This window comes from Eubacteriaceae bacterium Marseille-Q4139, assembly GCA_018223415.1.
Lineage (GTDB): Bacteria > Bacillota > Clostridia > Lachnospirales > Lachnospiraceae > CABSIM01.
This window is the reverse complement of sequence record JAGTTQ010000001.1, coordinates 3,105,910-3,132,069: the sequence shown is the minus strand read 5'-3', so window position 1 is coordinate 3,132,069 and position 26,160 is coordinate 3,105,910. Positions and strand designations below refer to the sequence as shown.

General features: G+C 50.8%; 29 protein-coding genes. 1 reads left to right on the top strand and 28 read right to left on the bottom strand.

What is annotated here, in order from left to right:
* Positions 1-38 precede the first annotated feature (38 nt).
* From xseA to KE531_14800, 27 genes are all read right to left on the bottom strand, one after another.
* Positions 39-1,265 carry an exodeoxyribonuclease VII large subunit gene (xseA, locus tag KE531_14930; GenBank protein ID MBR9954883.1) on the bottom strand — a complete coding sequence of 409 codons (1,227 nt, stop codon included), beginning with the start codon at positions 1,263-1,265 and terminating at the stop codon, positions 39-41.
* Positions 1,262-1,717, bottom strand: a complete 456-nt coding sequence (gene nusB / locus KE531_14925; GenBank protein MBR9954882.1) for a transcription antitermination factor NusB — start codon at positions 1,715-1,717, stop codon at positions 1,262-1,264. The genes xseA and nusB overlap by 4 nt, the downstream gene beginning before the upstream one ends.
* 97 nt (positions 1,718-1,814) lie before the next feature.
* Positions 1,815-2,363 carry a nitroreductase family protein gene (locus tag KE531_14920; protein MBR9954881.1) on the bottom strand — a complete coding sequence of 183 codons (549 nt, stop codon included), beginning with the start codon at positions 2,361-2,363 and terminating at the stop codon, positions 1,815-1,817.
* An 86-nt stretch (positions 2,364-2,449) separates the two neighbouring features.
* Positions 2,450-2,845, bottom strand: a complete 396-nt coding sequence (locus tag KE531_14915) for an Asp23/Gls24 family envelope stress response protein (GenBank protein MBR9954880.1) — start codon at positions 2,843-2,845, stop codon at positions 2,450-2,452.
* Between the two features lie 157 nt (positions 2,846-3,002).
* A complete protein-coding gene (locus tag KE531_14910) occupies positions 3,003-3,926 on the bottom strand; it encodes a rhodanese-like domain-containing protein (GenBank protein MBR9954879.1) in 924 nt (307 codons plus the stop codon).
* Between the two features lie 136 nt (positions 3,927-4,062).
* Entirely contained in the window at positions 4,063-5,043 is a 981-nt protein-coding gene (arsS, locus tag KE531_14905) for an arsenosugar biosynthesis radical SAM protein ArsS (protein MBR9954878.1), read from the bottom strand.
* Positions 5,044-5,047: 4 nt separating this feature from the next.
* Positions 5,048-5,380 carry an arsenosugar biosynthesis-associated peroxidase-like protein gene (locus KE531_14900; protein MBR9954877.1) on the bottom strand — a complete coding sequence of 111 codons (333 nt, stop codon included), beginning with the start codon at positions 5,378-5,380 and terminating at the stop codon, positions 5,048-5,050.
* A complete protein-coding gene (locus KE531_14895; protein MBR9954876.1) occupies positions 5,377-6,081 on the bottom strand; it encodes a TVP38/TMEM64 family protein in 705 nt (234 codons plus the stop codon). The genes KE531_14900 and KE531_14895 overlap by 4 nt, the downstream gene beginning before the upstream one ends.
* A gap of 35 nt (positions 6,082-6,116) precedes the next feature.
* Positions 6,117-7,130 carry an aminoglycoside phosphotransferase family protein gene (locus tag KE531_14890; protein MBR9954875.1) on the bottom strand — a complete coding sequence of 338 codons (1,014 nt, stop codon included), beginning with the start codon at positions 7,128-7,130 and terminating at the stop codon, positions 6,117-6,119.
* Between the two features lie 7 nt (positions 7,131-7,137).
* Positions 7,138-8,469, bottom strand: a complete 1,332-nt coding sequence (locus KE531_14885) for a TIGR04283 family arsenosugar biosynthesis glycosyltransferase (GenBank protein MBR9954874.1) — start codon at positions 8,467-8,469, stop codon at positions 7,138-7,140.
* Entirely contained in the window at positions 8,470-8,898 is a 429-nt protein-coding gene (locus KE531_14880) for a C_GCAxxG_C_C family protein (GenBank protein MBR9954873.1), read from the bottom strand.
* Positions 8,899-8,924: 26 nt separating this feature from the next.
* Positions 8,925-9,908: a (Fe-S)-binding protein gene (locus KE531_14875; GenBank protein MBR9954872.1), complete on the bottom strand. Its 984-nt coding sequence runs from the start codon at positions 9,906-9,908 to the stop codon at positions 8,925-8,927.
* Positions 9,909-9,936: 28 nt separating this feature from the next.
* Positions 9,937-10,644 carry a TVP38/TMEM64 family protein gene (locus KE531_14870; GenBank protein ID MBR9954871.1) on the bottom strand — a complete coding sequence of 236 codons (708 nt, stop codon included), beginning with the start codon at positions 10,642-10,644 and terminating at the stop codon, positions 9,937-9,939.
* Between the two features lie 160 nt (positions 10,645-10,804).
* Positions 10,805-12,133, bottom strand: coding sequence for an MATE family efflux transporter (locus KE531_14865; protein ID MBR9954870.1), 1,329 nt, complete (start codon positions 12,131-12,133; stop codon positions 10,805-10,807).
* Entirely contained in the window at positions 12,130-12,546 is a 417-nt protein-coding gene (locus tag KE531_14860) for a MarR family transcriptional regulator (protein MBR9954869.1), read from the bottom strand. Before KE531_14860 ends, KE531_14865 begins: the two co-directional genes overlap by 4 nt.
* Before the next feature lie 245 nt (positions 12,547-12,791).
* Positions 12,792-13,721, bottom strand: a complete 930-nt coding sequence (locus KE531_14855; GenBank protein ID MBR9954868.1) for an IS3 family transposase — start codon at positions 13,719-13,721, stop codon at positions 12,792-12,794.
* Positions 13,691-14,362 (bottom strand): transposase, encoded by a 672-nt coding sequence (locus tag KE531_14850; GenBank protein ID MBR9954867.1) that lies wholly within the window; start codon positions 14,360-14,362, stop codon positions 13,691-13,693. Before KE531_14850 ends, KE531_14855 begins: the two co-directional genes overlap by 31 nt.
* A 127-nt stretch (positions 14,363-14,489) precedes the next feature.
* A complete protein-coding gene (locus tag KE531_14845; protein MBR9954866.1) occupies positions 14,490-15,272 on the bottom strand; it encodes a hypothetical protein in 783 nt (260 codons plus the stop codon).
* Positions 15,269-15,598, bottom strand: coding sequence for a carboxymuconolactone decarboxylase family protein (locus KE531_14840; protein ID MBR9954865.1), 330 nt, complete (start codon positions 15,596-15,598; stop codon positions 15,269-15,271). The genes KE531_14845 and KE531_14840 overlap by 4 nt, the downstream gene beginning before the upstream one ends.
* Positions 15,599-17,473, bottom strand: a complete 1,875-nt coding sequence (locus KE531_14835) for a TRAP transporter fused permease subunit (GenBank protein MBR9954864.1) — start codon at positions 17,471-17,473, stop codon at positions 15,599-15,601.
* Positions 17,474-17,492: 19 nt separating this feature from the next.
* A complete protein-coding gene (locus KE531_14830) occupies positions 17,493-18,494 on the bottom strand; it encodes a TAXI family TRAP transporter solute-binding subunit (GenBank protein MBR9954863.1) in 1,002 nt (333 codons plus the stop codon).
* 218 nt (positions 18,495-18,712) lie between these two features.
* Entirely contained in the window at positions 18,713-19,375 is a 663-nt protein-coding gene (locus KE531_14825) for a hypothetical protein (protein MBR9954862.1), read from the bottom strand.
* 17 nt (positions 19,376-19,392) lie between these two features.
* On the bottom strand, positions 19,393-20,733 hold the full coding sequence (locus KE531_14820) for an MmgE/PrpD family protein (protein MBR9954861.1): 1,341 nt from the start codon (positions 20,731-20,733) through the stop codon (positions 19,393-19,395).
* A gap of 20 nt (positions 20,734-20,753) precedes the next feature.
* On the bottom strand, positions 20,754-21,635 hold the full coding sequence (locus KE531_14815; GenBank protein MBR9954860.1) for an SMP-30/gluconolactonase/LRE family protein: 882 nt from the start codon (positions 21,633-21,635) through the stop codon (positions 20,754-20,756).
* Between the two features lie 15 nt (positions 21,636-21,650).
* Positions 21,651-22,778: a 4-hydroxybutyrate dehydrogenase gene (locus KE531_14810; protein MBR9954859.1), complete on the bottom strand. Its 1,128-nt coding sequence runs from the start codon at positions 22,776-22,778 to the stop codon at positions 21,651-21,653.
* A 30-nt stretch (positions 22,779-22,808) separates the two neighbouring features.
* Positions 22,809-23,117, bottom strand: a complete 309-nt coding sequence (locus KE531_14805; protein MBR9954858.1) for a carboxymuconolactone decarboxylase family protein — start codon at positions 23,115-23,117, stop codon at positions 22,809-22,811.
* A 205-nt stretch (positions 23,118-23,322) separates the two neighbouring features.
* On the bottom strand, positions 23,323-24,222 hold the full coding sequence (locus KE531_14800) for a LysR family transcriptional regulator (GenBank protein ID MBR9954857.1): 900 nt from the start codon (positions 24,220-24,222) through the stop codon (positions 23,323-23,325).
* 243 nt (positions 24,223-24,465) lie between these two features.
* Here KE531_14800 and KE531_14795 point away from each other — a divergent pair, with 243 nt between their 5' ends.
* Entirely contained in the window at positions 24,466-25,782 is a 1,317-nt protein-coding gene (locus tag KE531_14795) for a hypothetical protein (protein MBR9954856.1), read from the top strand.
* 62 nt (positions 25,783-25,844) lie between these two features.
* On the opposite strand, the gene KE531_14790 is transcribed toward KE531_14795, so the two are convergent.
* The gene (locus tag KE531_14790; protein MBR9954855.1) at positions 25,845-26,135 is read right to left on the bottom strand and encodes a NifU family protein; all 291 of its coding nucleotides are present in this window, start codon (positions 26,133-26,135) and stop codon (positions 25,845-25,847) included.
* Between the last annotated feature and the right edge of the window lie 25 nt (positions 26,136-26,160).

The window sequence follows — 26,160 nt, the reverse complement described above, 5'->3', positions numbered from 1 at the left end:
CTTCCTCGTCTGCGCCTGCCTTTTCGTTTCGTTTTACATCAGTCTCCGGATTCCTGTTTTCCAACCTTCTCTTCCTCCGTTTCCTTTACCTCCGCGATAATCCGCCCGTCCATAAGCCTTGCGGCAAACAAATCGCCGGGCTTCACCTGGCTTACGGACTCCAGGCGCCTCCCGTCCGGCCCCGTTAAAAAGCCGCAGCCGAGGCTTAATTTCTTAAGGGGCGAAAGTCCCCAGAGCTTTCCGCTCATGATGGCCAGCCTGTTTTTATCCCGCTCGATACGCCCATAGATCCCGCGTTCCAGGGATTCTTCCATCTCCGCCAAAAGGAGCCGCTTTTCCTGAATCTGGTGGCGCGGGTGCCAGACCTCGATCTGAAGCCGGTCATGTTTTAAATAATCCCGCATCCTGTCAATGCGGTAGCGCATTTCCCGGACAAGTTTTCGCTTCCTGGCGCGAAGATCTGCCTCAAACTGCTCATAGTCGAAGACGGCTAACTCCGCCGCGGCCGACGGCGTCGGCGCGCGAAGGTCAGCCACATAGTCGGCGATGGTGACATCTGTCTCATGGCCGACGGCCGAGATCACCGGCGTCCTGCATGCAAAAATCGCCCTTGCCACCATCTCTTCATTAAAAGCCCAGAGATCCTCGATGGAACCGCCGCCGCGGCCCACAATCAGGACGTCAAGCCCCATGGCATCCAGGGTTTCGATGCCCTTTGCGATGCTGTATTTCGCCTCCGCCCCCTGGACAAGCGCCGGGTACAGCACAAGCTGGACGTAAGGGTTCCGCCTTTTGCTGATGTTTATGATATCCCGGACGGCAGCGCCGGTGGGCGCTGTGACGATGCCGATTTTCGTGGCGTACCTGGGAATGTCCTGCTTATATTCTGCCGCAAACATCCCCATTTCCTCCAACTCGTTTCGCAGCTTTTCAAACCGCAAAAACAGATCGCCGCGGCCGGCAAGCTCGATTTCCGCCGCGTAAAGCTGGTACTTCCCGTCACGCTCATAGACGTCCACGTTTCCCTTTACAACTACCTGCTGGCCTTCCGCGAGACGGAAGGAGAGGCCTCGTCTCTGGCCTGCAAACATCACGGCCGACAAGGTGCCGCCTCCGTCCTTTAAGGTAAAATAGATGTGGCCGGACGTGTGATATTTGCAGTTGGAAACTTCCCCCTTTACCGAAATCCGGCGAAGAAGGAAGTCCTGGGTAAACATATTTTTGATATAAGAGTTGACCTGCGAAACCGAATAGACTCCTGTCATGGCTGTTTCTTCGCAAATTTCGCAAGGATCCCGTTTACAAAGGACGAAGATTCGTTTCCGCCGTATTTTTTTGCAAGCTCCACGGCCTCGTTGATGGCCACCTTCTCCGGGATGGATTCGTCCTCTTTTATCTCATAGACGGCCAGCCGCAGGATCGCAAGCTCCACCCGGCCGATGCGCCTGGTGCTCCAGCCCTCTGTCACCTCGTTGATCTGCCTGTCCAGTTCCGGGATCCGGGCCACGATTTTCTCCACCCGCTCCTCCAGGTACTTTCTGTCCTCTTCGCCAAGCTCCACCTTGTGCACAACCTCATCGGAGCCGTCCTGGTTCGTAAGCACCTCGTCCGGCGCGTCAAAATAGCTCTCCAACTGCTCTTCCTTCTCCTCTGCCGGGTAAAAATCCGTGCAGAACAGCATTTTAAAGCAATGCTCCCGTAATTCCCTTCTGGTCATTGGGTACCTCCGTTTATCTCTGTCCATACATTTCTGAATTATGATTATACATGAAAATGCATGCTTTCACAAGTCTTTTGTTTCCGCAAAAGAGGGGCTATTGGGCCTGATCCCACATTTCCGTCCGCACCATGTCTGCCATGGCCTTTCTCGGCCTGGGCTCCGGCGCCTCATCAGGGTAGCCGACGGCGATGAGCCCCACCACATAGCAGTCCTCCGGCACATGGAGAATGGGGCGGATGTCTTTCTGCTCGAACCAGCAGGCCCAGCATGTGCCAAGGCCCAGGGTCACGGCCTCTAAGGAGATGTGCTCCATGGCGATGGCGCTGTCGCGGATCATCATTTTCAGTTCCGGAAGCTCCGAATAGTCGTCCACCGGGCGGAAAACTCCGTCGTGGAACCGGCTTTTTGTGTCGGCCACGCAGACGAGCAGCATGGGGACTTCGGCAAGCCATTTCTGTTTGTGGGTGACATAAGCTAATTTTTCGATGGTGTCGCGGTTTCTTACGATGATAAAATTCCAGGGCTGGGTGTTGCTCCCGGACGGGGCAAGCCTGGCGCTCTCCAAAAGCTTTTCTATGAGCTCCGGTTCCACTTCTTTTTCTTTATAATGCCGGATGCTGCGGCGTTCTTCGATTTCTTTCATGGCGTGTCTCCTTTTCTTGGGGTTTGCAGGACATGCAGGAAAGGAAGGCCGCCTTTCGCGTCACCTTCCTCTTTTTTTCCTGATATTTATGCCATTTCTTTTTTATCTTCCAGGCTTACGCCGGCAATTTTTATGTTGACCTCCAAAACGGTCAGACCGGTCATGTTTTCTATGGCGTTCTTGACTTTTTCCTGTACGGTCTCACATACGGCCGGGATGCTGTAACCGTATTTTAAGTTTAACGACAGGACGACGGAGACGTGCTCTTCTGTTACGTCAACTTTGACGCCCTTGGAAAGGTTTTTCATGCCCAGTTTTCCGACGAGCTCGTTGGTGATGTTGCCGGCCATGGAATCGACGCCTTCCACTTCGGTTGCCGCCAGGCCGGCAATAATTGCTACGACCTCATCGGCAATCCGAACTTCGCCGATTTTTTCTTTTTCATATACTTTATGATTGCTTCTCTCTTCTTCCGGTGTCACAATAATTACCTCCTGTTGGGTGATGAATGTGTAATCTGATAGGAACAGTATATCACACTCCGCCTTTTTTGCATAGGCTTGATTTTTGCTTTCACAGGGACAAAAAACGGCCTCGCCGGGAGCATGTTCCGCGGCGGGGCCGTTTTTGATTCTGATCTTATTTTACGAATGCTGCCTGAACGTCGGCATTCTTTGCACCGTCCTCGATGATGAAGAGGTTGTTGGTGTCAAAGCCTGCGTCTTTCATGACGGAGATTGCTGTCTTCGCGCAGTTCTTGCCGCTGTAACACAGGATGTAGACAGGTTTCTCTTTGTCTAATTCTGTGGTGGCAAGCTCGTACATGGCTGTCTGGGCAGCCGGGTCTTCGATTTCTTTTAAGCCTACCTGAAGGGAACCCTCTAAATGGCCTTCTGCATAAGTAGCGTCGTCACGCACGTCCAGGATCTGGATGTCAGCGTTTCCGACTGCTGCGACTGCATCTGTGCCGGACACATACTGCCAGTCGATGTTCTCTTCCGTACGGTTGGTTGTCATGGATTTCTCAGAGTTCAGAGCCTTTGCGCCGCCCTCTACGGTGTAGATCAGGGATGCGTCGATGCCTGCCTCCTGGAGAACGCCGGTGGCCTTCTGGGCACCTTTCTGGCCGCTCATGCAGATGATGTAGATCTCTTCGCCGTCGTTTAAGTTGGCCTCAGCAAATGCTGTCATAGGCTCAACGAGAGAATCGTCGTCAAGCGGGAAAATCGGGCACCAGATGGAATCTGCTACTCTGCCGCCTGCATAGTCTTCCCATGCTCTTACGTCCAGCACATGCGCGCTGCCGTCCTTTGCTGCTGCAACGGCCTCGGCCGGCGTTACGAACTGGTACTCTCCTTCGGCTGCTGCCGCTGTCGTCGTTTCTGCCTCGGCTGCTGCTTCTGTTTCAGCCGCAGTTGTATCTGCTGCTGCCGCTGTGGTTTCTGCTGTGGTCTCGGCCGGAGCCGCTGCTGCGGTTGTCTCGGCTGCGTCCTGTCCGCATCCTGCAAGCACTGCCATGGATAAGGTCAGTGCAAATCCCAATGCTGCTATGTTCTTTTTCATTTTACTTTTCCTCCTGATTCTGGTACGAAATTTTGTCCATCCCCCATTATAGGAACATCCGTTCCTGAGGGCAACCAGATTTCCATTGTTTTTTTGTATGCAGTTTTTTGCTGCATCAGTTTTTTCTATACTATGTCTATTCCACCGCGCCGCCGCAGCTTGAGCCCTGTCCGGCCGTACAGCCGTAGCAGTGATTTCCGAAACAGATTTTTCTCGGCGCATATGGCTTTCCGACCAGATCAAAAATCGTCTCGCCGGTGGAAACCGGAAGCTCTGCCGCCTGGTTGAAATCACAGTCATAAAGGCTCCCGTCATAGCCCACGGAAAGCTGGAACCGGCACATGAGCCCGCCTAAGGTTCCGCCGTTAAAGGCGCCGCTTAGCTTCTGCATGTAGCCGTTCAGGTTCCCGCTCCTTTCCAAGAAGCCGTAAAACCGGCCGGTGGGGTTGTTGGTGATCGTGAAAAGCTGGTTGAAAACGATGCCGTAATCTGCCATGAGCCGCGTCTTATATTCCCGCTCCATGGCCGCCTGTTCCGGCGGGAAGAACGCGCCTGCCGGGTTATAAACCATGTTGAGCACCAGCCCTTCTTCCTTGCCGTAGCCAAGCCCGTTCAGGATTTTGATCACACGGATGGCCGCATCGAAGCTTCCGTCGCCGCGCACCCGGTCCATCTCCTTTGCCTTGTAGTATGGCAGGGAACAGACCACCTCGACGCCGTGATCCTTAAAAAACTGCGGCAGATGGCGGTACCCCTCTTCCTCTAAAATCACCAGGTTGCTCCTTACGATCACATGGCCGCAGATTTTGGAGGCTTCTTCCACAAACCACCGGAAGTCCGGGTTCATCTCCGGCGCGCCGCCTGTGATGTCGATGGTCTTTACCTTCTGTTCTTTGCAGACGGCAAGGCAGGCCTCCATAACCTCTCTTCCCATGATTTCCGTGCGGTTCGGCCCAGCCTCCACATGGCAGTGCTTGCAGGCCAGGTTGCAAAGGCGCCCCACATTGACTTGGAGCACATCCAGCGTCTTTTCCGTATATTGAAACGGCTCGTCCACGCGGCTTTCAAAAGGAGAAAGCCCTTCCAGTGCGTTTAATTTTACAAGGGATTCTTTCATAGGATTAAAACTCCAGCTTCTCAATGATATTTTTCATCTGTACTCCGTGAACCAGCGTCGCGCCGCCGCGGATGGCCGCTGCCACGTGGACTGCCTCCATCATCTGCTCGGGGCTCACGCCCTTGTTCAGGCAGTCGTTGGTGTAGGAGTCGATGCAGTAGGGGCACTGCACCGCGTGGGCCACGGCCAGGGCAATCAGGGATTTTTCCCTGGCTGTCAGCTCGCCTTCCGCAAAGACGGAGCCGTAGTAATCAAAAAATTTTTCCGCAAGCTTCGGGGATTCCTCTCCGATGGTTCCGAACTTTGCAAGATCCTCCGGGTTGTAGTAGGTATTCATTTCTTTTTTCCTCCCTGCCTTTCCATATAAATTTTTCTAAGCATGACGATGAGTGCCGATAAGGCAAACAGGATCATGAGCCCTGTCACAAAAAGCTTTGCGCCGCCGGTCAGCATGCCGCCCACATAGGAGTAGACGATGGTAGCCGGAAGCTGGCCGATGCCCGTGGCCACGAAGAAGGACCAGAAGGACATGGACGTGAGCCCTGCCGCGTAGCTTACGATGTCAAAGGACACGAACGGCAGAAGGCGGCAGATTAAAATCGTATTTCTCCCGTATTTGTCAAAAAAGCCGTCGATCTGTTCCAGTCCGGCCTTGCTGGTGAGCTTTTCCGCCGCGTCGCGCCCCAGTACTCTGGCGATAAAAAAGCAGACGGCGGCTCCCGCCATGGCGCTCGTCCAGGAAAGGATTGCGCCCTGCCACCAGCCAAAGAGATTGGCGTTTGCAAAGGTGATTAAAAAGGCAGGCAGGGGCGCCGCTACGGACTGAAAAATCATCAGTGCAAAGGAAACGGCGGCCGCATAGCTCCCGTAGGAAGCCACAAACTCCCTGACGACGGTGAAATCCCCGGTGGCAAACATCGCTGCGATCTGTCCGCAGAGTGCTTTTACGGACGGGATAAAGAGATAGCTGAAAACTGCCGCAGCAATGCAGGCAATCACAATCCCTTTCCCGAGCCAGTTTTTCTGTTTCTTTTCCATTCTGTTCTCCCTCTTTTTCTATGTGATCATGTATTTTAAGCCCGCTTCAGGACGCCTTCCACATAATTTAAAAAGTCCCAGGACAGATATGCCTTTAACTTTTCAAAGGTGGACTGATTGAATAAGAGCCTATCCGGCCTCTGGTATTCCACCCAGGCCATGGCACACCAGGTCACACCCCGCAGGCAGGTGATGGGAATATACGTGTACGTCCGTTCCCGGATCCCTTCCGTGTCAAAGCGGCCGGAAACCTGCTTTTCGTACTGACGGATGAATTCGGCGGTCTCCTCCTCGCCAAGGATCACGTCGGTCTTCCAGAAGGTGGTGGTTGGCGCCAGGAAATGCCCAAGGTCCTGGGCCGGTTCGCCGTACAGGGGCTTTTCCCAGTCGATCAGAAAGTTTCCGCCCTGCTCCCCGCCTATCAGGAAGTTGGTGGAATTGAGCTCCGTGTTGATGCAGCAGGCATAGTCTGCCTTTTTTCCGCTTTTTAAAAGCCGCTCCCATCCCATGTCTAAGAGGCGGCGCAGCATGTCCTTTTTCTTCGCATCTTCTCCCGGCGCGTCCATGTAGACCTTTACCATGGCCTCGCACTCCTCAAGGACGGCCCTAAGAGGATCCTCCGGCCGCAGCAGGTGGGTGTCATCCCCCACCGGGACGCTGTGGATGTCCGCCAGGCAGCCGGCAGCAAAAGACAGTTCCGTCCGGTAATTTAATTCATGTCCCGGCAGAAATTCCATCACCAGGACGCCGTGGGGCAGCTTCTTCAGACTCCCGTCCGCATAGTACGCCCGCGGCGTGCGGCCGGAGTTCTCCAGAAGCTTTAAGGTGTCGTACTCGTACTGAATCTGGTTTTCCAGGTGCATCTGGCTCCCGCAGTTGACGCGAAGGAGCAGCTTTTTTCCTGTCACCGGATGGGTGAACAGGTAGTTTCGGTTATATTCCCCCTGGGCCAAGAGCCTGTACTGTTCCGTAACCTCTCCCGGAAGCCCCAGGGCCTTTCGGTACGGCTCCCAGGCCACATATTCTTTTAAGCCTTTGATTTCTTCCATTTCCCGCTCACCTCACATCCCGGTACAGCCGGTCGATTTTTTCAATGGGAACCTGATCCCGGTACATTTTCCGCATCCGGTTCATCTTCCACATAAACTTAAGCTTCGGAACCGTCCCCGCGGGGTAGCGCCTGTCCGACGTATAGATGCGGCGCTTCGCCATGCCGAGCCGGACGCCCATCTCCTTTAAGGTCAGGGAAAACTGATAATCCTCCATGATGGGGATCTCCGGGAACATGCCGGCCTCAAAGAACAGCTCCCGCTCCAAAAAAATCCCCTGATCCCCGAACATGACCTTCCGGTCCTTGATCCGGTGGTTGGAAATGACGCGGCAGGTGAACATGAAAAAGTTCCAAGAGTGATAGGCGATACCGAAGCACCCGGCCCTGTAATCGCGCATGACGCGGCGGATCTCCGCCAGGGGTTTTGACGGCAGCTCGCTGTCACAGTGGAGGAAAAACAGGATGTCCCCATGGCTTTTCATGGCTCCCGCATTCATCTGCTTCGCCCGTCCTTTTTCCGAATGAAGGAGCGAAAAACCAGGCCGGATAAGCTCTGTCGTCTCGTCGGTACTCCCGCCGTCCACAAACAGGATCTCGCACTTGTCACGCAATGGATCAAGCTGATCCTGGAGGGCTTCGATGGTTTTCGCCTCGTTGTAGATGGGGACGATGACGGAAATGGGGCTGGTTCTTGCCAGGTATTTTCCGGTGGCCGTCCCCTTTAATCGTTTATCCGCCCGCATTCTTCGCCGGTACGCCCGAAGATCTTCCGGCTCGTCCATGTCCGAAAGAGTTTTGATAAAGCCGGTGGAAAGGCCGGCCTCTTGGATGCTTTTTACCGTATCCTTGAGCACGGAGCCTGTTCCGTAGGTTTGATTCCGGAACATGCCGGGCGTCGGCTTTTTCATGCCGGCCAGGTAATAGCCGCCGTCCGTCGTCGGCCCTAAAACCACGTCGTGATGCTCCAAGAGGGAAAATGCCTGTTTCAAATCCTCTGCCTGCACCTCCGGCACGTCGGAGCCAAGAAGCAAGCAGGCGTCATACCCCTTTTCAAACACACGGCAGAAGGCGCGGTGCATCCGCTCCCCGAGGCCGTCGCCCTCCTGCGGGAAATATGACGCCCTGGCGGGAAGAAGCGGGCGCAGGATTTCTTCTTTTCCCACCGGCGTATAACAGATAAAAAGGTCTGCGCCGGTTTTTTCCGTCTCCCGCCCGATGTCCTTTAAAAAGCAGGCATGGAGTCTCGCGCACGCCTTTGGGGACAGCTCCGGCATCATCCTGGTTTTCGTCTTTCCGGGCAGGGGCGCCCTCGTAAATAAAATAATGGCTTTCTTCATTTACACCATGTTCTCCAGAATTTTTATGACGTCCTTCACGATCCGCGGACAGAGATCGAACATCAGGCCCTTTTCCAGCACCTTCTCCATCTCCCCGGGCTTTGAAATGTCATGGCCGAGAAGCTCCCTGCACATGCAGGACGGATATTTTTTCCCAAACTCTGCCTTAAATTCGGAGACGGCCTGGGACATCCGGCTTTTCTGCTCCTGATCGCCGTCTATGAAATGGCCGTACTTTAAGCCCAGCACCATCAGCGCCCCGGTCACGGCCCCGCAGGTCTCGCCGCACTGCATGCCGCCGCCGAAGCAGGCCGCCATTTTCCGCATGGTTTCTTTATCAAGCCCCGTCTGTTCTGCGAACGCTCCTGTCACCACCTGGGAACAGTCGATTCCGGCCAGAAAGGCCTGTTTGATTTCTTCCGTTGTCATACTCATCCTGATTCTCCTTTTGGTTCTCAATAAAATTTCATCGCCGCCCTGTTGAGCAGGGACTTTTTTGTATCCGGCTTTTCGCCGGTGTTAAGGATTTCCGTCAGCACATGGACGGCCTCACCGCAGCCGTTCCTTGAAAGGTTTCCGGCGCAGGAAGCGCAGTAGGTATAAACGCGCGCATATCCCCGTTCCCCGATTTTACGGGCCATGGCCCTGGAAAGCTCCGGCTCTTTTTTCCCGGCACAGCCGCCGAGGCCGCAGCACTGGGTATTTGCAAGGATTTCCGGCTCCTCCTCCAAAAACGGGGAAATCCAGGAGAGCCAGCGGCGCTTTTCCCTGTCCGGGCATGGGAGAAAGAATGCGGCCTTCCCCCTGATGGTTGTTCCCAGACCAAGGCTCTTAAGCTTTTCATAAATGCTCACCACCGGCACCGAAAGCCGCCCGTTTAAATAGTCATAGCAGTTGGGGCACACCATGACAACTTCCCTTGCCCCGCTTTCCTTTATGCTTTTTTCCAGCCGGCGCAAAATCGTTTCTTCTTTATTTTTAAGGCCCAGCTCTCCCACCGGCTTTCCGCAGCAGTCAAACAAGACGCCCATTCCGGCCTGTTCGCGCAGAAGCCGGATCATGACCTTTGTGGTTTCCGGATAAAAGGACGGAAAGTTGCAGCCAGGAAACAAAAGGCTTTCGCACTTTTTATGCCGCCCGTTCCGAAACATGTAATTTTCCTTTTCCATCAGAAGAAAGCCGTACCCTTTTTCCGCCGCCTTTCCATGGTTCTTCTCCGCCCGCTCCCGGCGCATCGTAAGCACGATGCCGCGCCCGTCGATGCCCAGGGGGCAGACCTCGGAGCAGACGCCGCAGAGGAAGCAGTGGTAGGACAGCTCCCGCAGTTTTTCCGTGTCTCCGATGTCCATCTGATATTTGGAAAGGAAGGCGCAGTGTTTCTGACAGAGATGGCAGTGTACACACCGGTCTGCGTCCAAAATTCCAGTCGTTTTTTCCATCGCTCTCCCCTTTTCTTAACAGGCAACGCTAGTTTTCCGTCTCACAAGCCGCGGCCCCATATTTTTTCTTAAAAAGCACGCCGAAGACCGTGACTGCCGCCGCAGTAAGAACGGCAATCCCAAAATACAGCGCCCGGTTCGTCTTATCCGCAATGCCTGCGGCGCCCACCGTGTACATGGCCGTCCCCGGCAGCATGAACACAAACGACCACAGGGAATAGGCCCCAAAGGAAATGTCCGTCACACCGTAGGCGAAATTCTGGAGATTATAGGGAAATAACGGAACAAGCCGCGTAATCATGAGCACAAACAGTTCATTTTTCCCCGTCTCGTCAAACAGCCACTTTTTTATGTGCCGGTTCTTCATCACCACCGGCTTGATACTGTCCTTTAAAAAGTACCGGCCTGCCAGAAAGGAAGCCATGGCGCCGGCTGTTGCCGCCGCCGCACAGCAGACAGTTCCTAAAACAGGCCCAAAAAGAAGCCCGGCCAAGATGGCAAAGGTGACGCCCGGCAGCGTTAAAAACACGCAGCCGATGACCGTGCAGGCCATATAAATTACAATTGCCGCCGCCAGATGCTCGTTTCGCAGCTCCATGAGCTCTTCCCAGAACCTTCCGCCGGCAAAGAACGAGGCCCAGCCGAACAGGTGGCTGCATGCGAGAACCGCAAGAACAGCGGCAAGAAATAGATAGACTTTTTTATGTTTCATCGTTGCTCTCTCATAAATTGTCATACGGTTTACGGATTTTGTCCCCGTTCATTATAGTGGAGGCCCGATTCGTTTGTCCAATCGATGAAAGCAATACTTAGATGTTCTGTTATTGTATTTTTCTATGCAAAATAGCCGCCCGGATTTCTCCGAAGCGGCCATACGCTGTTTTTCTTTCTTAATTTTAATAATGATATTTCCTGCGGTTTGCGATTAAAAAGAGCAGGGAGACGAAAAATGCAAGCACTTCCGCAACGGTAATCGAGTACCAGATGCCGTCCAGTCCCAGGAATACCGGGAGGACAAGAACGGACGCCACCTGGAACACCAGCGTCCGCAGGAACGAAATCGCCGCCGACACGCCGCCGTTATTGAGCGCCGTAAAAAATGAAGACGCAAAAATGTTCACACCGGCCAGGAGAAAAGAAAATGCGAACATGCGGAAGGCATGCTTTGTCAGTTCATAAAGCTCCATATCGTAGCCAACAAACACTCCCGAGAGCGGGCCTGCAAGCCCCCATGCGGCCGCCGTCATCAGCACCCCTGCGATGCTTACGACCGTAAAGCTCTTTTTCAGCAGGTTTCTCAACTCCATGTGGTTTCCCGCGCCATAATGGTAGCCGATGACCGGCGCCGTCCCGATGGTGTAGCCGATGAACATGGCAATAAAAATAAACTGGACATACATGATTGTGCCGTATGCGGCAACGCCGTTCTCCCCTGCGAACCGCAGAAGCTGCAAATTGTAAATCACGCTGATTAGCGAGGATGAGATGTTGCTCATTAACTCGGAGGAACCGTTGGCGCATGCCCGGAGCATGGCTCTGACGTCAAATTTCGCTTTTACCATCCGAAGCCGGCTGCTGTTGGGCCGCATGAAGTAAAGAAGCGGCAGAATGCCTCCGATGCACTGCCCGATTCCCGTTGCGATGGCCGCTCCCGCAACGCCCCACCGGAAGCCGGCGATGAACAGCGCATCAAGAACCATGTTTGCAATACCGGCCGCCGCCGTCACCGCCAGGCCAAGGTTCGGTTTTTCTGCCGCAGCTAAAAACGTCTGGAATACATTTTGCAGCATGAAGGCTGTGTTGAACAGCAGGACGATCCGCCCGTAGACGACGCAGTCCCCGATCATGGCCTCCGTCGCGCCAAGCAGATAAGAAATCGGCCGTATGAATACAATTCCAATCAGGGAAAGCAGCACGCCAAACACCGCCGTCAGCTTAATTAACATGGTAAAGTATCTGTTTGCCTTTTCCTCGTCTCCCTCTCCCAGGGTTTTTGCGATCAGGGCGCTGCCGCCGGTTCCGATCATGAACCCGACGCCGCCCAGGATCATGATAAAGGGCATCACGAGATTGACGGCCGCAAATGGTATTTTCCCGACGTAATTTGACACGAAAAAGCCGTCCACCACCCCGTAGATCGAGGTGAAAATCATCATGATAATCGGCGGAAGGCAGAATTTAAACAACTTTTTATAGGTAAAATGGCTGGATAATCGAATGCTCATGTCCCGTTCCTCTCAAACTCGTCAAAGCCTGCCCGCAGGCGATGGCTGAAATATTCCAGGGCCGAAACAAATTCTGGGGAGAACTTTTCCAGCGTGTCCATGATCGCCTGCTCTTCCGCAAGGTAAATGCCCTTTAAAAGCGTACCGATATATTCACGCCCTTTATCTGTCAGCACAATCATCTTTTCCTTGGCATGCTGTTCCCCGGTAAACGCAATGTACCCGTCAGTAAGCAGGTTTTTGACGATGGAATTGATCGTGGTGCGCGGGATAAGCCATTCGTCGCTGATTTCCTTCTGGGAATGGGGCTTCCAGTCATCCAGGGCGTAGAGGAAAGCCAGCGTGTTTTCGTTGATGCCGTAGTGCCTGGCTAAAAGGTAATAGACGCCGTCGATTTTATTTGTGGCGAGCATGATGCGCCGCACAGTTTCGTAATTGCTGTCCAAAATGGGGAGCCTCCTTTTTGATACGAAATCGTATTGAGTATTGTAGTACGATTTCGGATTGTTGTCAATGGGAGAATTTTTTGGATATGTAAAAAGTGCCGTTCCAAAATAAAAACTACCCTTCCGCACATAACTGAACTGCTTCCCGTCAAGTAGACAATCAAAAAAATATAATTTTTTTCTGCCAGTAGGTATCACCTGCTGGCAGATTTTTACGCTGCCTGTAAATATTTTTCGTGTTTCTCCATTGGTGTTACTATACCAAGCTTCCTCTGCAAACGTCTGTTGTTATAGTAATTGATATATTTCTCTATCATGACCACCAGTGATTCTCTGTCCATAAATCGTTTACCATAATAACGCTCCCGTTTTAGAATTCCCCAGAATCCTTCCATTGGTCCATTATCGATACACTTTGCTACTCTGGACATGCTCTGCATCATCCCTGCTGCTTCAAGTTTTGCATGAAAGGCTCTATTGGTGTATTGAAAGCCTCTGTCACTGTGAAACATCGGATGTGCATCAGGATTATCTTTGACTGCATCATCAAAGGTATCAAACACTAATGCATTACTATTACTGTCTCCAATACGGTAGGATACGATTCTTCGGTCATACAGGTCAAGAATTGCACTTAAATATACCTTGTGCTTTTCATTTCCGATATAGTAATGAAATTCCGTTACATCGGTCAACCACTTTTCATTCGGAGCTTCTGCCGTAAATTCACGATTCAGGATATTTTCGGCTATGTACTGTGGATTTGCAGCCTGTCTTGTACAGCTATCGTTTGCATATTTAATGGTGGATTTGATACCAAGTTTCCGGCAGATGCGCAAAACACGTTTATCATTTACATCAATGTCATGGTAACGCTCCAACTCATCACGGATTCTGCGATAACCCTTATCAGGTGATTCTATGTGGATTTTTTCTATCAGTTCCGCAATTTTTCGGTTTTCCTGTTCATTCTCTGACATTTCATGGTTCAGCCATTTGTAATAAGCCGCCCTTGAAACACCGCCAATCTTACAAAGCTCCTGTATCGGATAATCGTGTTCTTTCTGTTCTTCTTTGACAGCCTGATAGATATGCTCGTGGCGGATCAGGCTCAGCCCCGCCTCCTTTCGATTTCCTCTAATTTTTTTAAGAATGATAACTCCATTTCTGCACGTTGCCGTTTGGCTTTTTCCAGTTTCAACTCCGCTTGAAGCTTTTCCACCTCTGTAAGAGAATCTTCCGATTTTCTTTTGCCGCGGTTATCCTGTAATGCAGGAACTCCGCCTGTTTCGTATTTGATAGTGTAATTTCGTGCCTGCTGATAGGACACCTTAAAGTTTTCTGATGTTTCAGCATAGTTATGGCCATGGGAAATGCAGTAGGATGCAATTTCCACTCTTTCTTCAAACGTTGTTTTTCTTCCTTTGGTCATAAGACTACATCCTCCTGTTCTGGAAGCCTTCAGTTCCTTATGACCATTATACAGCGCAATCCATTGCCTGAGTGTACGAGTACTGGAAATTTTATATTTTTTACAAATATCACGTAGTGAACCAAGACCAGAAAGATACTCTTGTACGGCAATCTCTTTCTCGGCAGAAGTTCTTTTGGTCCATCCTTTGTTGTAAAAGGTTTCTGAACCCATAGACTGATAATTACGAATCCATTCTTCTAAAGTAGTAGGATGAATTCCTTCGCCTGTTGATACAGATGTAATACTATGTTTAGCTTCCAAAATAAGCTTTACCATTCGTAATTTATCTTCAGCAGAATATTTACGCATAAGAAATGCTCCCTCCTTGATAAACAGTTTTATTATTTCAACTGTCTACCTAGAAGGGAGCATATCAAACGGCCAAAAGGGTAGTTTTTGATTCTGCGTCTCAAATATAACGCCAATAACAGCAACTTTATTTATCTTTTTCTGAACCACAGACGGATTCCACACAATACTGCATCCGACGATTTTTCATAGCCTCCATACAGATCCCGCAGTCAAAACCAATAATGAAGCACCGGACTCCCATCGCGTAAAGTCTGTGAAACCTTTCCGGTGTTTCTGCATACAAAGTTGGAACCTTCCCATATTTTAAGGCAGTTTTCACGATCCGTTCCTCGGCAGAGGCGATTTCAGGCGATGTTGTCTCTCCTGGCATCCCCAACGCCTGAGACAAATCTGCTTTTCCGGAGGATATCATATCAATTCCCGGTACCTGCACAATCGCTTCCAGATTGTCAAGCCCTTCCCGGCTTTCGATCTGGACAATGGTATGAAGATGCTGGTTAGCCGCCTCCATATATTCTTTTCTGGAAAGGCCGTCGAACCGGATCCGGTCTGAAAATCCGTACATTCCCCTGTGGCCCAGAGGCAGGAACTTCGTCCTCCGTACAAAGGCTTCCGCCTCTTTCTTTTTTCCAATTCCCGGCATCATAACCGCCGCCGGCTCCAGAGCCAGCAGGGCATCCAAGTTTTCCATGGAGCCAAGCCGAATTTGCAGGGGAAAATCCAGAAGCCTCGCTGTCCGGAACATATTTTCCAGTGTTCCGGCACTGAAATTGACATGCTCTCCGTCCAGCCTTGCAAAATCATATCCCGCGGATTTCACCATTTCAAGAATCTGAGGTTCCGGTATGGTTATATAGAGTCCCCTGCTGACATGTCCCTGGCGTGCACGTTCTGCCAAATCTATCATAGCGTTCCCTCTTTTCTGTCCAGGGTTTTCAGATAGTTCTCCAGAATGAGACAGGCTTCCCGATAGGCCGGTACTCCGCCAAGGCTCATGGCCGCGGACAGAACTGCAAACAGTTCTTCTTTTGTCGCTCCATACTTCTCTACACAGTTTTTCCCGTGCGTTTCTATTGCAGGCGCAGACCGAAGCACGCATGCCATACCGAATATCAGAAGCTCCCGGTACTTCGGAGGGAGAATATTTCCCTGGTTTCCCATTTCGGAAAATTTCATGTACGCGTCCTTCATTCCCGGCCTCATCTCTTCCATTAGTTCCCAATGGTATGCCAATTAAATTCCCTCCTTCTTTTTTCCAAGCCAGCCAATCACCAATACAAGAATCAGTCCGGCCAGACCAATGATATCCGTAATCGTCTCCGGGATCAGCATCGCCACCGCACATACTACTGCCAGTACCCGCACTGGCATCTTAAGTGTCGAAAATATATACCCTTGTGTTCCAATCGCACAGAGAAATGTTCCCAACAGCGTTGTACAGCAGACCTGGAAAATTTCCATACCGGTTCCTACCATCAGAAGTGCCGGTTGATACACGAAAACAAACGGAACGAAGAATACAGGAAGTGCCAGAATACACGACGTCACTCCAACTTTCATTGGGCTGCATTTGGCAATTCCTGCTCCTACAAAAGCTGCAATCGCAACTGGCGGCGTAATGGCAGAAATAATTCCGAAATAAAATACAAACATATGTGCCGCAATCGGCAGGACGCCGAAATCAATCATCGCAGGAGCCACAAGAGCTGCCAAAAGCAGATAGCAGGCCACTGTCGGCATCCCCATACCCAGAATCAGCGAGGATACTGCTGCTAAAACGCAAAGCATCATAAGGTTTTCGCCGGCCATATTGACAATATAGGACGACAGAGTAATTCCAAGCCCGGTTGCGTTAAAAATGCCTACAATCAGGCCAGCCGCCGCGCACACCACTGAAATCGGCACAATGGCTTTCCCGCTGAAAACCAGTGCATCCACCAGCTTTTTCGGTGTAATCCGTGTATCCTTATTGAGCCAGGAAAGCGCAATTACCGCAATGGTACTGACAAGAGCCGACCACTGTGCCGATTTGTTGAAAACTGCTACCAGCACAAATAGTAGGACAATAGGGAGCAGAAGATACCCGCTTTTAAACAGCAGCTCTTTTAGCGGAGGCAGATTTGGATCTCTGTCCACACCTTTAATTCCCTTTCGGCGGCTGTACAGATCAACGGATATAAAAATGGAAAGATAGAATACGGCCGCCGGTATAATTGCTGCCTTCATGACTTCAAAATATGGCTTGCTTAACATCTCTGCGATGATAAATGCTGCCGCCCCCATGATCGGCGGCATGATCTGCCCGCCGGAGGACGCGGTCGCTTCTACCGCACCTGCGTAATGCGGCTCGAACCCGGTCTTCTTCATGAGCGGAATGGTAATAATACCAGTACCTGCCACATTTGCAGCCGCACTTCCTGAGATTGTTCCAAAAAGTGAACTGGACACAACCGCAATTTTCGCGGCACCTCCCGTAAACCGCCCAAATGCCAGAATCGTCAGATCCATAAATACCTTAGAAGCTCCGGATATTTCCAGAAATCCGGCAAATACAAGGACGGCGCCCACGGTTGAAACAATCGCACCCAAGGCAGTTCCCATTACGCCCTCCGTATAAAGGCCAAGAGTCCCTATCATCCGTTTAAAGGAAATCGGCGGATGGGCAATGGCCTGCGGAAGATATTGGCCGAACAGCAGGTACAGAAGGAACGCCCCGACCACACAGGTCAATGCCATTCCATACTCCAGCCACGTTGCTACCAGCACCGAAACTATCAGAAAAAAACCTGCCACGTAGTCCCACTGAATATACATTCCAAGCCGCTCTCTTGAAAGCGGTGTGGAATTGACATCAATATAGATCATGGAAAATGCTGTCAAGAGACAGAGAATGATATAAAAAATGGTACGGAATTTCTGCCCTTTCTTTTCTTCTAAAATCCCTTTTGCTAGAAAACACATGGGCAGCACCATTAAAAGATGGCGGCTTCGCCCTGTCAGCAGGTCATATCCAAAAAATGCATAGCTGATGGAGTACAGGGAAAGAAGGGCAGACAATACGTTTAAAACGGTCTGTGCAGGTTTTCCCTTCGTCTGCTTTTCTTCCATCTCGTTTCCCCCCCTTCTCTTATTCTTTAATCAGTCCCTCTTCCTTTAACCACGCAAGTGCACCGGGATGGAATGGGAATTCGTCATTGTTTGCATATGCCGCTTCGTAGTTGTCGTTGTTGTATCCCCAACTGTCCCCATAGGCATATAAGGTCGTCAGATCCATTCCGAAAACAATATCAAGAAATTCCTGTACATCCTCATCCGGTATATCCTTCCGGCAGATAATACAGCTGAAATTTCCAAAGGAGAGTACATCTTCTTCTACCCCTTCATAAGTTCCCGCAGGAATCGTTGCACGAATCCATTCCGGATGGGCATCCAGAATGGTCTGAAGTGTCTCCTCCGTCTGTCCCAGAATCCGAATCGGCTTCGCACTGATCATTTCCATGATATAGGACGATGGGTTCGGGCCGTGGGCATTGACTACGTCGATAATTCCATCTTTAATAGCCTGGGCCATTTCACCATATCCCATAGTCGTCACGTTCTCGAGGATTTCCACTCCCCATGCTCCATATGCTGCCTCATCCAGGGCATGTGCCGATGTTCCGGATGCCGTAGCAAGTTTGGCCCCTTTTAAATCAGCAATGGTCTGATAGGGGGAATCTGCCCATACAACAATCGTCTTCACTCCTGTATGGCCCAACATTACCACTTCGATATTGTCATACTTCGCACTTTCTGAATACTCCCTCTGGTTTGTGGCTGCCATATATCCTGTGTCATACGTGATAAATCCGAAATCTGCTTCGTTGCTCTGCACCATATTGATAACCTCTGATACGCCGTTGGCTGTCAGGGCTGTCACTGTGATTTTCTCAGACTCATTGTTAATCTCATTAGCCATAGCTGTACCAAATGTGAAATACTGAGCTCCGGAAGAACCTGTAAGCATGGTGTAGCTGTTCTTTTTGCCTTCCGCTTTTTCTCCTCCTGAATTTCCGGCTGTCTGGCCGGTGTTGCCGCAGGCTGTTAAAACTACCGATGCGGCAAGCAATACTGCCAAAAATCGCTTCATAAAATAACCCCTCCTTGAATCTTGCATTTATGGACATTCCCTTCGGCCGTTTCCCGGCCAGACTCAGGCATGCCCGCATACCCCTGTAACCTCATACTACCTTATACGGTACTCAAAGTAAAATATGAAAATACAATGCTTCCATAGGTATCTTGAATATAAAAAGGCATGCCGGATTCTTTTTTCGCATCCGTCATGCCTTCTCTTCTTACTTCATATTAGCCTTTTATTTCCCGCGCCTCTTTCAGGGAACCTCCGTTTCGGATGACTTCCGTCATCCTCTCTTCCCGTATCTGAATTCTCTTCGCCGCTTCCAGAACATCAATAAGCCTCTCCTTCGGCACGGAAACCACTCCGGTTCGGTCCATCACCACCATATCTCCCGGACAGATCTGAACATTCCCAATAAAGACTGGAACATTCACCCCAATGGTTTCAATATCCATGGCACTTTTAACCGGCGACGTACCGGCGCAGTACACGGGAAACCCCATCTCTGCAATCTCATCGGCGTCCCGGACACAGCCATTAGTCAGCTCTCCCACAGTGCCGCGCATGGATGCCCGGAGAGCCAGGATCGCCCCGCCTGTACATACATCCGTAATCCCATTCATATCAATCACAAGAAGATCCCCCGGCTGGCTTTCCTGATCAATGATCCCGCCCTGCCTTGCCAGATTTTTCCCGTCATAGGCCGTCCGGCGCCGCATCTGCTTTACCGTAAGGGCAAAACCTGCCGCCCTGGGCTGTGAGGGTTCCAAAGGATGAAAGCCTAAAACCGACCCCCGCCTGAGCCCCAGGCTGTCCATGGCATCGGAAAGATTCCCGGTTGGAATTTTTTCGTACTCCTTCCGCAGCCTTTCTTTTTCGTCTGCTGTCATACTTTTCTCCCGCCTTCCTATAAAAATCTGCTCAGCTCTTTTGCGGAGCCCAGGGTTTCCATAGTCATCACAGCCTTCTTTATGTCCTCCGCCCGGCTCTTTCCGATCCGTGGAATCATAATTTCATCATATTTGCCGTCCACATCTTTTGAAGCTTCCTCCAGATCCAGCTCATGCCCAAGAAGGTAGGTGGCGTTTGACTCACTCGTCCCATCCTTAAAATAAATCGTGGCGCGGCCGCCGCGGGACGGCGTGAATTCTTCATTCGGCACCATCTCCATCCTGTCGAGAAGATAAAGGACATCCGGATTTTTTACATTCTCATCCGTAAATGTCTCTATCGTCACCTGCCCAAAGACAATCTGTGCCGCAGCTGTAAACGGGATGCTGAATTTCCCCTGAAGCCCTGTCTCCGGGTGCGTCACACCTACAAGGCGGATGGCACGCGGATACGGCTCAAACACAATTTTTTCAATCTCCCTCACCGCAGCCGGATGCCTTTCCAAAATCTTCTTGCAGTTTAAGATCCCGCTGTGGGTCGGTGCACCGCAGGGATATCTTTTAAACCGCAGTTCGTGGACTGCCTGTGTCCCCAAAAGCCGTTCCACGATTTTTTCCGGCTCCGTCTTCTTTGCAGAGACATTATCCAGAAAATCCGTATCAAAAATATCCGCCCTTCCGGTAAAGCCCTTTTTCGCCAAAAGTGCCGCCATTAAGCCATGTTTCGCCGCCATCCCGGCCGCCATCGGTTTTGCCATCGTGCCGAAGTTAAGCTGGATTCCGCCCATAAGCCCGGCGCAGATTCCAAAACCATTGCACATTTCCCCGACAGACAGCCCCAGAATGGATCCGGCTGCGGCCATGGCTCCAAAAACGCCGATGGTACCGGTTGCATGCCATCTTGCAAGATTGTAGTGCTCCGGCATCATGGCAGCAGAAAGGGCCGCCATCACCTGCATGCCGCATATTGCTCCGCGAATCATCTGTTTTCCGTCTGCATCGACAGCCTCAGCAGCTGAAAGCACTGCCGGCAGCACAGGCGAACAAAGATGCAGGGACAAAAAGTCATGGATATCATCAAAATCAATGGCATGGGACTGGGTTCCATTGATGAGGGCTGCCGTGGGCGCAGAGGTCTTCTTTCCCTGTCCGATCATGACGCAGTCTCCATGAATGCCTTCCTCTTCAGAAAGTTCCAAAAGCTTTTTTACACTGTCCTCCGTAACCCCTGTCTCCGCGGCCGCCAGCCAATCCAAAAATGCAAGCTTTGTCATCCGGATATCTTTTTCCGAATATTCTGCCTGACGGCTGGACACAGCATATTCCGCCAGCTGTCTTGTAATTGCCATATCTCCCATAAACGCTCCTCTATCCATTTCTATTCAAAAAATCTGGCTCCCTGTGTCTTCGTCTTCAGCCGGTAGATCGTCTCGCATGCAAAATACAGCTCCGAACGATCCGGCCCGCCGAAGCAGAAATTGCGGCACTGTCCTGGTACATGGATTTCTCCGAGTTTTACACCGTTTTTGTCAAAAACGAAAACGTCTCCTGTGGCTGTCGTAAAGATATTGCCGTCCTTATCAATTTTCGTTCCGTCCGGCCGTCCGCCCACCTGGCAGACCACCTCTCCGCCGCTTAAAGTCCCGTCTTCTTCTACCTGGAACCTGCGGATTTCCTGCCTCGGCGTATCATTTACCAGCATGGTTTTTTCTCCGATTTCCATGCAGAGTCCGTTGGGCTGTTCAAAATCCTTTCTTGAAAGGACGAGCTCCCCGTTTTCCAGAATGCAGTACACTCCCTGGAATCCCATTTCCGGCTCTCTGGCAATTCCTGCCACCTTACTGGTACGTCCGTATAAAGGATCCGTAAACCAGATGCGCCCCCGGGAATCCACAATCACATCGTTGGGGCTGTTAAGCTGTTTTCCGTCATAATGGCTTGCCAGCGTAGACATATAGCGCCCGTCCGGTTCCATACGCGTGATAGAACTTGTCGCATGCTCGCAGGTGACAATCCGGCCCTCTCTGTCGATGAAATTTCCGTTGGAAATATTGCTCGGGAATTTGATCACCGTTGTCTCGTAGGTTTCTGGATCCCACTTATAAACTTTCCCCACTCCCATATCAGAAAAAATCAGACAATTCTTCTGAGGCCACCACATGATGCCCTCTGTAACCTTGTGTCCGACGGAGACAGGCTCTAACATCGCCTCGGTATCAATCAATTCATAAAATCTTGGATCATCTGCCTGAAATAACATGTCATTTCCTCCTCTTTATTTTTCATACAATTCACAGTAAATTTTATAAACCCGTGCCTCATCAAACGGGACAAAATTGTTCTTTAACAGACGTTCCTGCCCTGTCATAACTTCCTTTGCCCAGGATTTCAGCATCTCTTTGTCTGCACCGTATTCCTTTAACGTTCTCCGCACAAGGATTTTGTCCAGAAGCTCAAACATCCGGCTGTAAGCCTCGTTTGCCGGGCATCCCAAAACCGTGCTGATATGTTCCGCCAGATCGGCAATGGCGCCGTCGCTTTTTATTTCCAGATAATTTTCGATGACACCGCGAAACAGCGCGTAGTTGGACTCCCCATGGGGTACATGGAACGTACCGCCCAGCGGATAGCTCATGGCATGCACCGCCGCACAGCCGGCAGTTCCGAAGGCCAGACCGGCATAATTCGATGCAAGCAGGAAATCATCAAGCAGTTCTGTCCTGGCGCCCTGCCCTTCTTTTGCAATGATCTCATAGCCCTTCAAAATCAGCTCCACCGCACGGTATCCGAAAAGCTTTGTATAAGGCGTTGCCTTTGGAGACAGGCTGGACTCTGCGGCATGGACGAGGGCGTCGATAGAGCTGGCAGCAAATACGGGATAAGGCAGATTCTTTAAAAATTCCGGAATCAAGACAGCCTGATCGGCGTACATGGCGTCGTCCGCCAGTCCAAACTTTGTATTGCGCTTTAAAAATGCAAGAATGGCAATGTTTGTGACCTCGGAACCAGTTCCGCAGGTGGTTGGAACCAGGATCAGCTTCTTATCCTTTATGACCGGCAGTTCCCGGTCGTAAAGCTTCTCTACCGGATGGAGATGTTTTAAGGCAAACAGCTTTGAAATATCCAAAACCGTACCTCCCCCGATTCCAATCACTCGCTTGTATGTGCCGGGCATGGACTGTACATCTGCGGCCATCGCTTCCACCATCTCGTCGGTGGGCTCCCCGCTTCCGTACCTCTCCTGGTAAAGGACTTTACAAGTTAATCCCAAACCGCCAAAATACGGCTCATAAATATACTGATTCGTAATTACCAGATCTGTTTCCCCAAGGGAAAATTCTTCGGCAAACTGCCGTACCGTCTCAAACCTGTGAAGTTCCGGACGGAAAATAAGCTGAAGCATGGCAAAACTCCTTTCCGGCGGGATCGCCTTTTATTCATGCAGAAGCTCGTCCAGCGTAAGCATGGCGCAGCGGAAGGATGGAAAACCTCCCATCGTCAGCACCTGTTCGACGGTTCCGAGAACCTCTGCCTTTGTTGCCCCGTTTTCCAGAGCCAGCTTTGCGTGTGCCAGGATTACCGGTTCCTGCTTTAGAATACAGGCCATTGCTACATTCACCAGTTCCCGGTACTTTCTCTCAAGCTTATCATTGTCGTTTACCAAGTGCGTTCTCCACGAAGCAATCTTGTCATTTAATTCCGGGTCAAGTTCCCCCAGAATTGTCCAGTGGTTTCTTGCCATAGTGATTCTCCTTTTTCGTTTTTTCGGGTATGCGGACATTGACTGCCCTTATCTGGCTTTATTCTAACGAATTCACTAATTGCTGTAAAATATGGAATTCCAATAAAGCCATAGGGATTACCTATGGAAAAGGATTCGTGTGCCGGAGACTTTCATGCAGTAGGGAACGCGGTTTCCTATGAAACAAAAAATGCGCCCGGATGTTTCACCTGGGCGCACATGCGATAAGTTCTTTTATAAAGGCATCCACAGCCACATCCGGCTTTCGCTTCCTGCTTGTGAGGATGCCGAACTGAATTCTGGATGCATCTGTAATCTCCAACGGAAAAATAGCGCCGGATTTCACGTAAATGTCGTCAGCAAGGGAAAGATCCGGGCCAAACCCGACGGCTTCTGTCTGCATGACAAACCGCTTTATAGACTCCGGATTGTGGGTCGTCGAAAGTACATTTGGCGTTCCGTACTGACTGATCTGCTCCAGACAATACCGATGCAGAGAAAACTCATCGCCGTATAAAAACAACTGGAACGGCAATAATTCCCGAAAGGTAATCGTTTTCCGTTTCCGCAGCAGGGAACCGGCCCCAACATAGGCCATGAGCTTTCCATCGAGAAGATGTTTAAACTGAAATTCGCTGTCATCAAAGGAATTTTTGCCGTGCAGGGATACCAGCCCCAGACTGGTTTCGCCTTTCTGACAGTCTTTTAAGATTTTTTCCGTCCCCTCTTCCCGGATCCGGATCACGACGTTGGGAAAGGTCTTTCTGAAATTAGAGATCACTTTTGGAAGAAGGACTGTGCTCAGGGTTGGGATCGTACCAATGGTAATTCTGGTATTGATTTCGGAATTGTCCCCGGCTGTCAGTTTTTCAATTTCTCCGACACTCCGCATAATATCCCTGGCATGGCTGATCACCTGAAGCCCGAGAGGCGTCGGAACAGCCCCCGTCCGGTAACGGGTAAATAACGTCGCATTCAGCTCTTTTTCAAGGGCTGTCACCGCCTGGCTGATGCTGGGCTGTGCAATAAACAGCCGTTCGCTTGCCAGGGTGAACGAACCTGTATCTGCAATTTCTATAATATACCTTAGCTGTTCCAAGCGCATATCCCTACCTCCTGTGCTCTCACAAATACAATTTTAATCGTTTCGCAGTAAAATTTCAAGAAATTTTATCTGGCAATTCCCGTCTAGAGATAGGTATTGCCTATGGAAATATCCAAATTGAATATTTTACACCTTACCTTTTGTCGGTTTATAATAATCTCATCAGAAGGACGCAATGGTTTTGAATTTCCGGAAATTTCAAACGCATTGAATGACTTATCACAAAACAAAGGAGAATGTATTATGCCAACCTTCATCACAGCGCCATCCCTTCTGGCACTTATTCCAATGGTTTTGTTCCTGATCCTGACTTTGAAAGGCATGAACTATACCTTCAGTGTCGGCATCGCGGCAATCCTGGGCTGTCTTCTGATGGGACAGGGACCCGCACAGTTCGCGGGAATCCTCGTTGACAACCTGGGCGGAACTTTAGGCCAGGTCGGCCTCATCATCATGTTCGGCAGCGGGCTTGGACTCGTCATGGATGCCGCCGGAATCAACCAGGTCATCGTAAACTTTGTTGTTAAAAAAATCGGTGTAGACAGCGAACGCAAGGGGATTTTCGCCTGCTACCTTGTCTCTCTGATTATGGTATGCCTGATCGGCACCTTAAACGGCGGAAACGCCGTCGTTGCGCCGATTATCCTTCCGATTGTGGCTGCGGCCGGTTTGACTCCCACCACCGTCTGCTTCTTAATGTTCAACGCAGGGCTCGTAGGCGTTACCATCGGTCCCTTCTGTTCGGCTGTGGCTGCGGCTCTTGGCGTAAGCGGCTTAAGCTATCAGGACTACATGCTTTATGCGGCTCTTCCGTATTCTATTGCGTGGGCCATCGTCAGCATCGTCATGTCCTTCTACATTCAGAAGAGTACGAAAAAAGCCGGCGAAAAATATGATTCTGTGGAAATCCCTGAAGAATTTCACGCAACGCCGCGCCAGCGGAACGCATGTATCGCCTTCCTGGCCGCTTTTGCCGTCTGCCTCGTCTACGGCCTGATCGTCGGAAGCGATATGAAATACGTGATGTTTGTTATCATGTTCTTAAGCGTCATTGTCGGGCTCTTCATCGACCAGAAATTTGACAAAACCATCGGCCTCTTTGGCCGCGGCATGGGCAAAATGGGCGGCATGTTCCTCTCTTTCCTGCTGACAGGCGTTATGATTGATACCATTACCCTCGGAGGCGGCTGGGAAGCTCTTTCCAATGTCATCCTGCATGTGGTCGGCTCCAATGGAAAATATCTCCTGATGGTAATTGCCTCTTTTGTCGGCGGCTTTGGCGTCGAGGGTGCAGTCGTCACGCAGATGCAGATTATCCAGAGTGCCTTCTGGGACATTGCTTCCAGCATGGGTATCCCGATGACGGCATGGGCAAGCGTATTGATTGCGGCAGTCCGCATCACCTCCATCGTTTATCCATCCGCCAATTATGCAGCCCATCTGGGCTTCTCCCGCTCCACCAACATGAAGACCCTGCTGGTGGCCGGCTGGATTACTTCCGTTATCATGCTGGCGTTCGTACCAATCTGGGGATTCGTTGTTATGAATATTCTTCCTTAACATTGGTTTTTGATTTTCCCGCGGCACGTTTTAGGCCCCCTGAAAACGTGCCGCGGAATTTTTTAATTTTTGCCCATTCTCCCGCTCGCAAGCAGTTCTTTTGCCAGGCGGAGAAGTTCTTCATCCGTCTGTGAAACGAGGATCACATCCTGAACTTCAGGCACCTCTTCCATCACTGCTTTTTTTATCAATTCTTCCGTCGTGATCCTGGCAGACGGGCAGCCGGAACATTGTCCGGTCAGGCTGATTTTCAAAATTCCATCTGAATAATCAGCAAGCCTCACATTACCCTCATGTCTTAAAAGTGCCGGCCGCACCTTCTTATCTAGAACTTTCTCGATATTTTCCAGCATATGTTCTTCTCCTTTGCTTCTTCGA

Bases quoted from the DNA above. Each gene is read 5' to 3' on its own strand.
- KE531_14880 (MBR9954873.1), bottom strand. From the start codon at position 8,898: ATGACAACGGAAGAAATCAAACAGGCCTTTCTGGCCGGAATCGACTGT.
- xseA (MBR9954883.1), bottom strand. From the start codon at position 1,265: ATGACAGGAGTCTATTCGGTTTCGCAGGTCAACTCTTATATCAAAAAT.
- KE531_14850 (MBR9954867.1), bottom strand. From the start codon at position 14,362: ATGCGTAAATATTCTGCTGAAGATAAATTACGAATGGTAAAGCTTATT.
- arsS (MBR9954878.1), bottom strand. From the start codon at position 5,043: ATGAAAGAATCCCTTGTAAAATTAAACGCACTGGAAGGGCTTTCTCCT.
- KE531_14845 (MBR9954866.1), bottom strand. From the start codon at position 15,272: ATGATAGATTTGGCAGAACGTGCACGCCAGGGACATGTCAGCAGGGGA.
- KE531_14830 (MBR9954863.1), bottom strand. From the start codon at position 18,494: ATGAAGCGATTTTTGGCAGTATTGCTTGCCGCATCGGTAGTTTTAACA.
- KE531_14885 (MBR9954874.1), bottom strand. From the start codon at position 8,469: ATGAAGAAAGCCATTATTTTATTTACGAGGGCGCCCCTGCCCGGAAAG.
- KE531_14860 (MBR9954869.1), bottom strand. From the start codon at position 12,546: ATGCTCGCCACAAATAAAATCGACGGCGTCTATTACCTTTTAGCCAGG.
- KE531_14835 (MBR9954864.1), bottom strand. From the start codon at position 17,473: ATGGAAGAAAAGCAGACGAAGGGAAAACCTGCACAGACCGTTTTAAAC.
- KE531_14920 (MBR9954881.1), bottom strand. From the start codon at position 2,363: ATGAAAGAAATCGAAGAACGCCGCAGCATCCGGCATTATAAAGAAAAA.
- KE531_14820 (MBR9954861.1), bottom strand. From the start codon at position 20,733: ATGGGAGATATGGCAATTACAAGACAGCTGGCGGAATATGCTGTGTCC.
- nusB (MBR9954882.1), bottom strand. From the start codon at position 1,717: ATGACCAGAAGGGAATTACGGGAGCATTGCTTTAAAATGCTGTTCTGC.
- KE531_14825 (MBR9954862.1), bottom strand. From the start codon at position 19,375: ATGACAGCAGACGAAAAAGAAAGGCTGCGGAAGGAGTACGAAAAAATT.
- KE531_14875 (MBR9954872.1), bottom strand. From the start codon at position 9,908: ATGGAAAAAACGACTGGAATTTTGGACGCAGACCGGTGTGTACACTGC.
- KE531_14910 (MBR9954879.1), bottom strand. From the start codon at position 3,926: ATGAAAAAGAACATAGCAGCATTGGGATTTGCACTGACCTTATCCATG.
- KE531_14795 (MBR9954856.1), top strand. From the start codon at position 24,466: ATGCCAACCTTCATCACAGCGCCATCCCTTCTGGCACTTATTCCAATG.
- KE531_14895 (MBR9954876.1), bottom strand. From the start codon at position 6,081: ATGGAAAAGAAACAGAAAAACTGGCTCGGGAAAGGGATTGTGATTGCC.
- KE531_14865 (MBR9954870.1), bottom strand. From the start codon at position 12,133: ATGAGCATTCGATTATCCAGCCATTTTACCTATAAAAAGTTGTTTAAA.
- KE531_14790 (MBR9954855.1), bottom strand. From the start codon at position 26,135: ATGCTGGAAAATATCGAGAAAGTTCTAGATAAGAAGGTGCGGCCGGCA.
- KE531_14870 (MBR9954871.1), bottom strand. From the start codon at position 10,644: ATGACAATTTATGAGAGAGCAACGATGAAACATAAAAAAGTCTATCTA.
- KE531_14805 (MBR9954858.1), bottom strand. From the start codon at position 23,117: ATGGCAAGAAACCACTGGACAATTCTGGGGGAACTTGACCCGGAATTA.
- KE531_14810 (MBR9954859.1), bottom strand. From the start codon at position 22,778: ATGCTTCAGCTTATTTTCCGTCCGGAACTTCACAGGTTTGAGACGGTA.
- KE531_14815 (MBR9954860.1), bottom strand. From the start codon at position 21,635: ATGTTATTTCAGGCAGATGATCCAAGATTTTATGAATTGATTGATACC.
- KE531_14890 (MBR9954875.1), bottom strand. From the start codon at position 7,130: ATGGAAGAAATCAAAGGCTTAAAAGAATATGTGGCCTGGGAGCCGTAC.
- KE531_14800 (MBR9954857.1), bottom strand. From the start codon at position 24,222: ATGCGCTTGGAACAGCTAAGGTATATTATAGAAATTGCAGATACAGGT.
- KE531_14900 (MBR9954877.1), bottom strand. From the start codon at position 5,380: ATGAATACCTACTACAACCCGGAGGATCTTGCAAAGTTCGGAACCATC.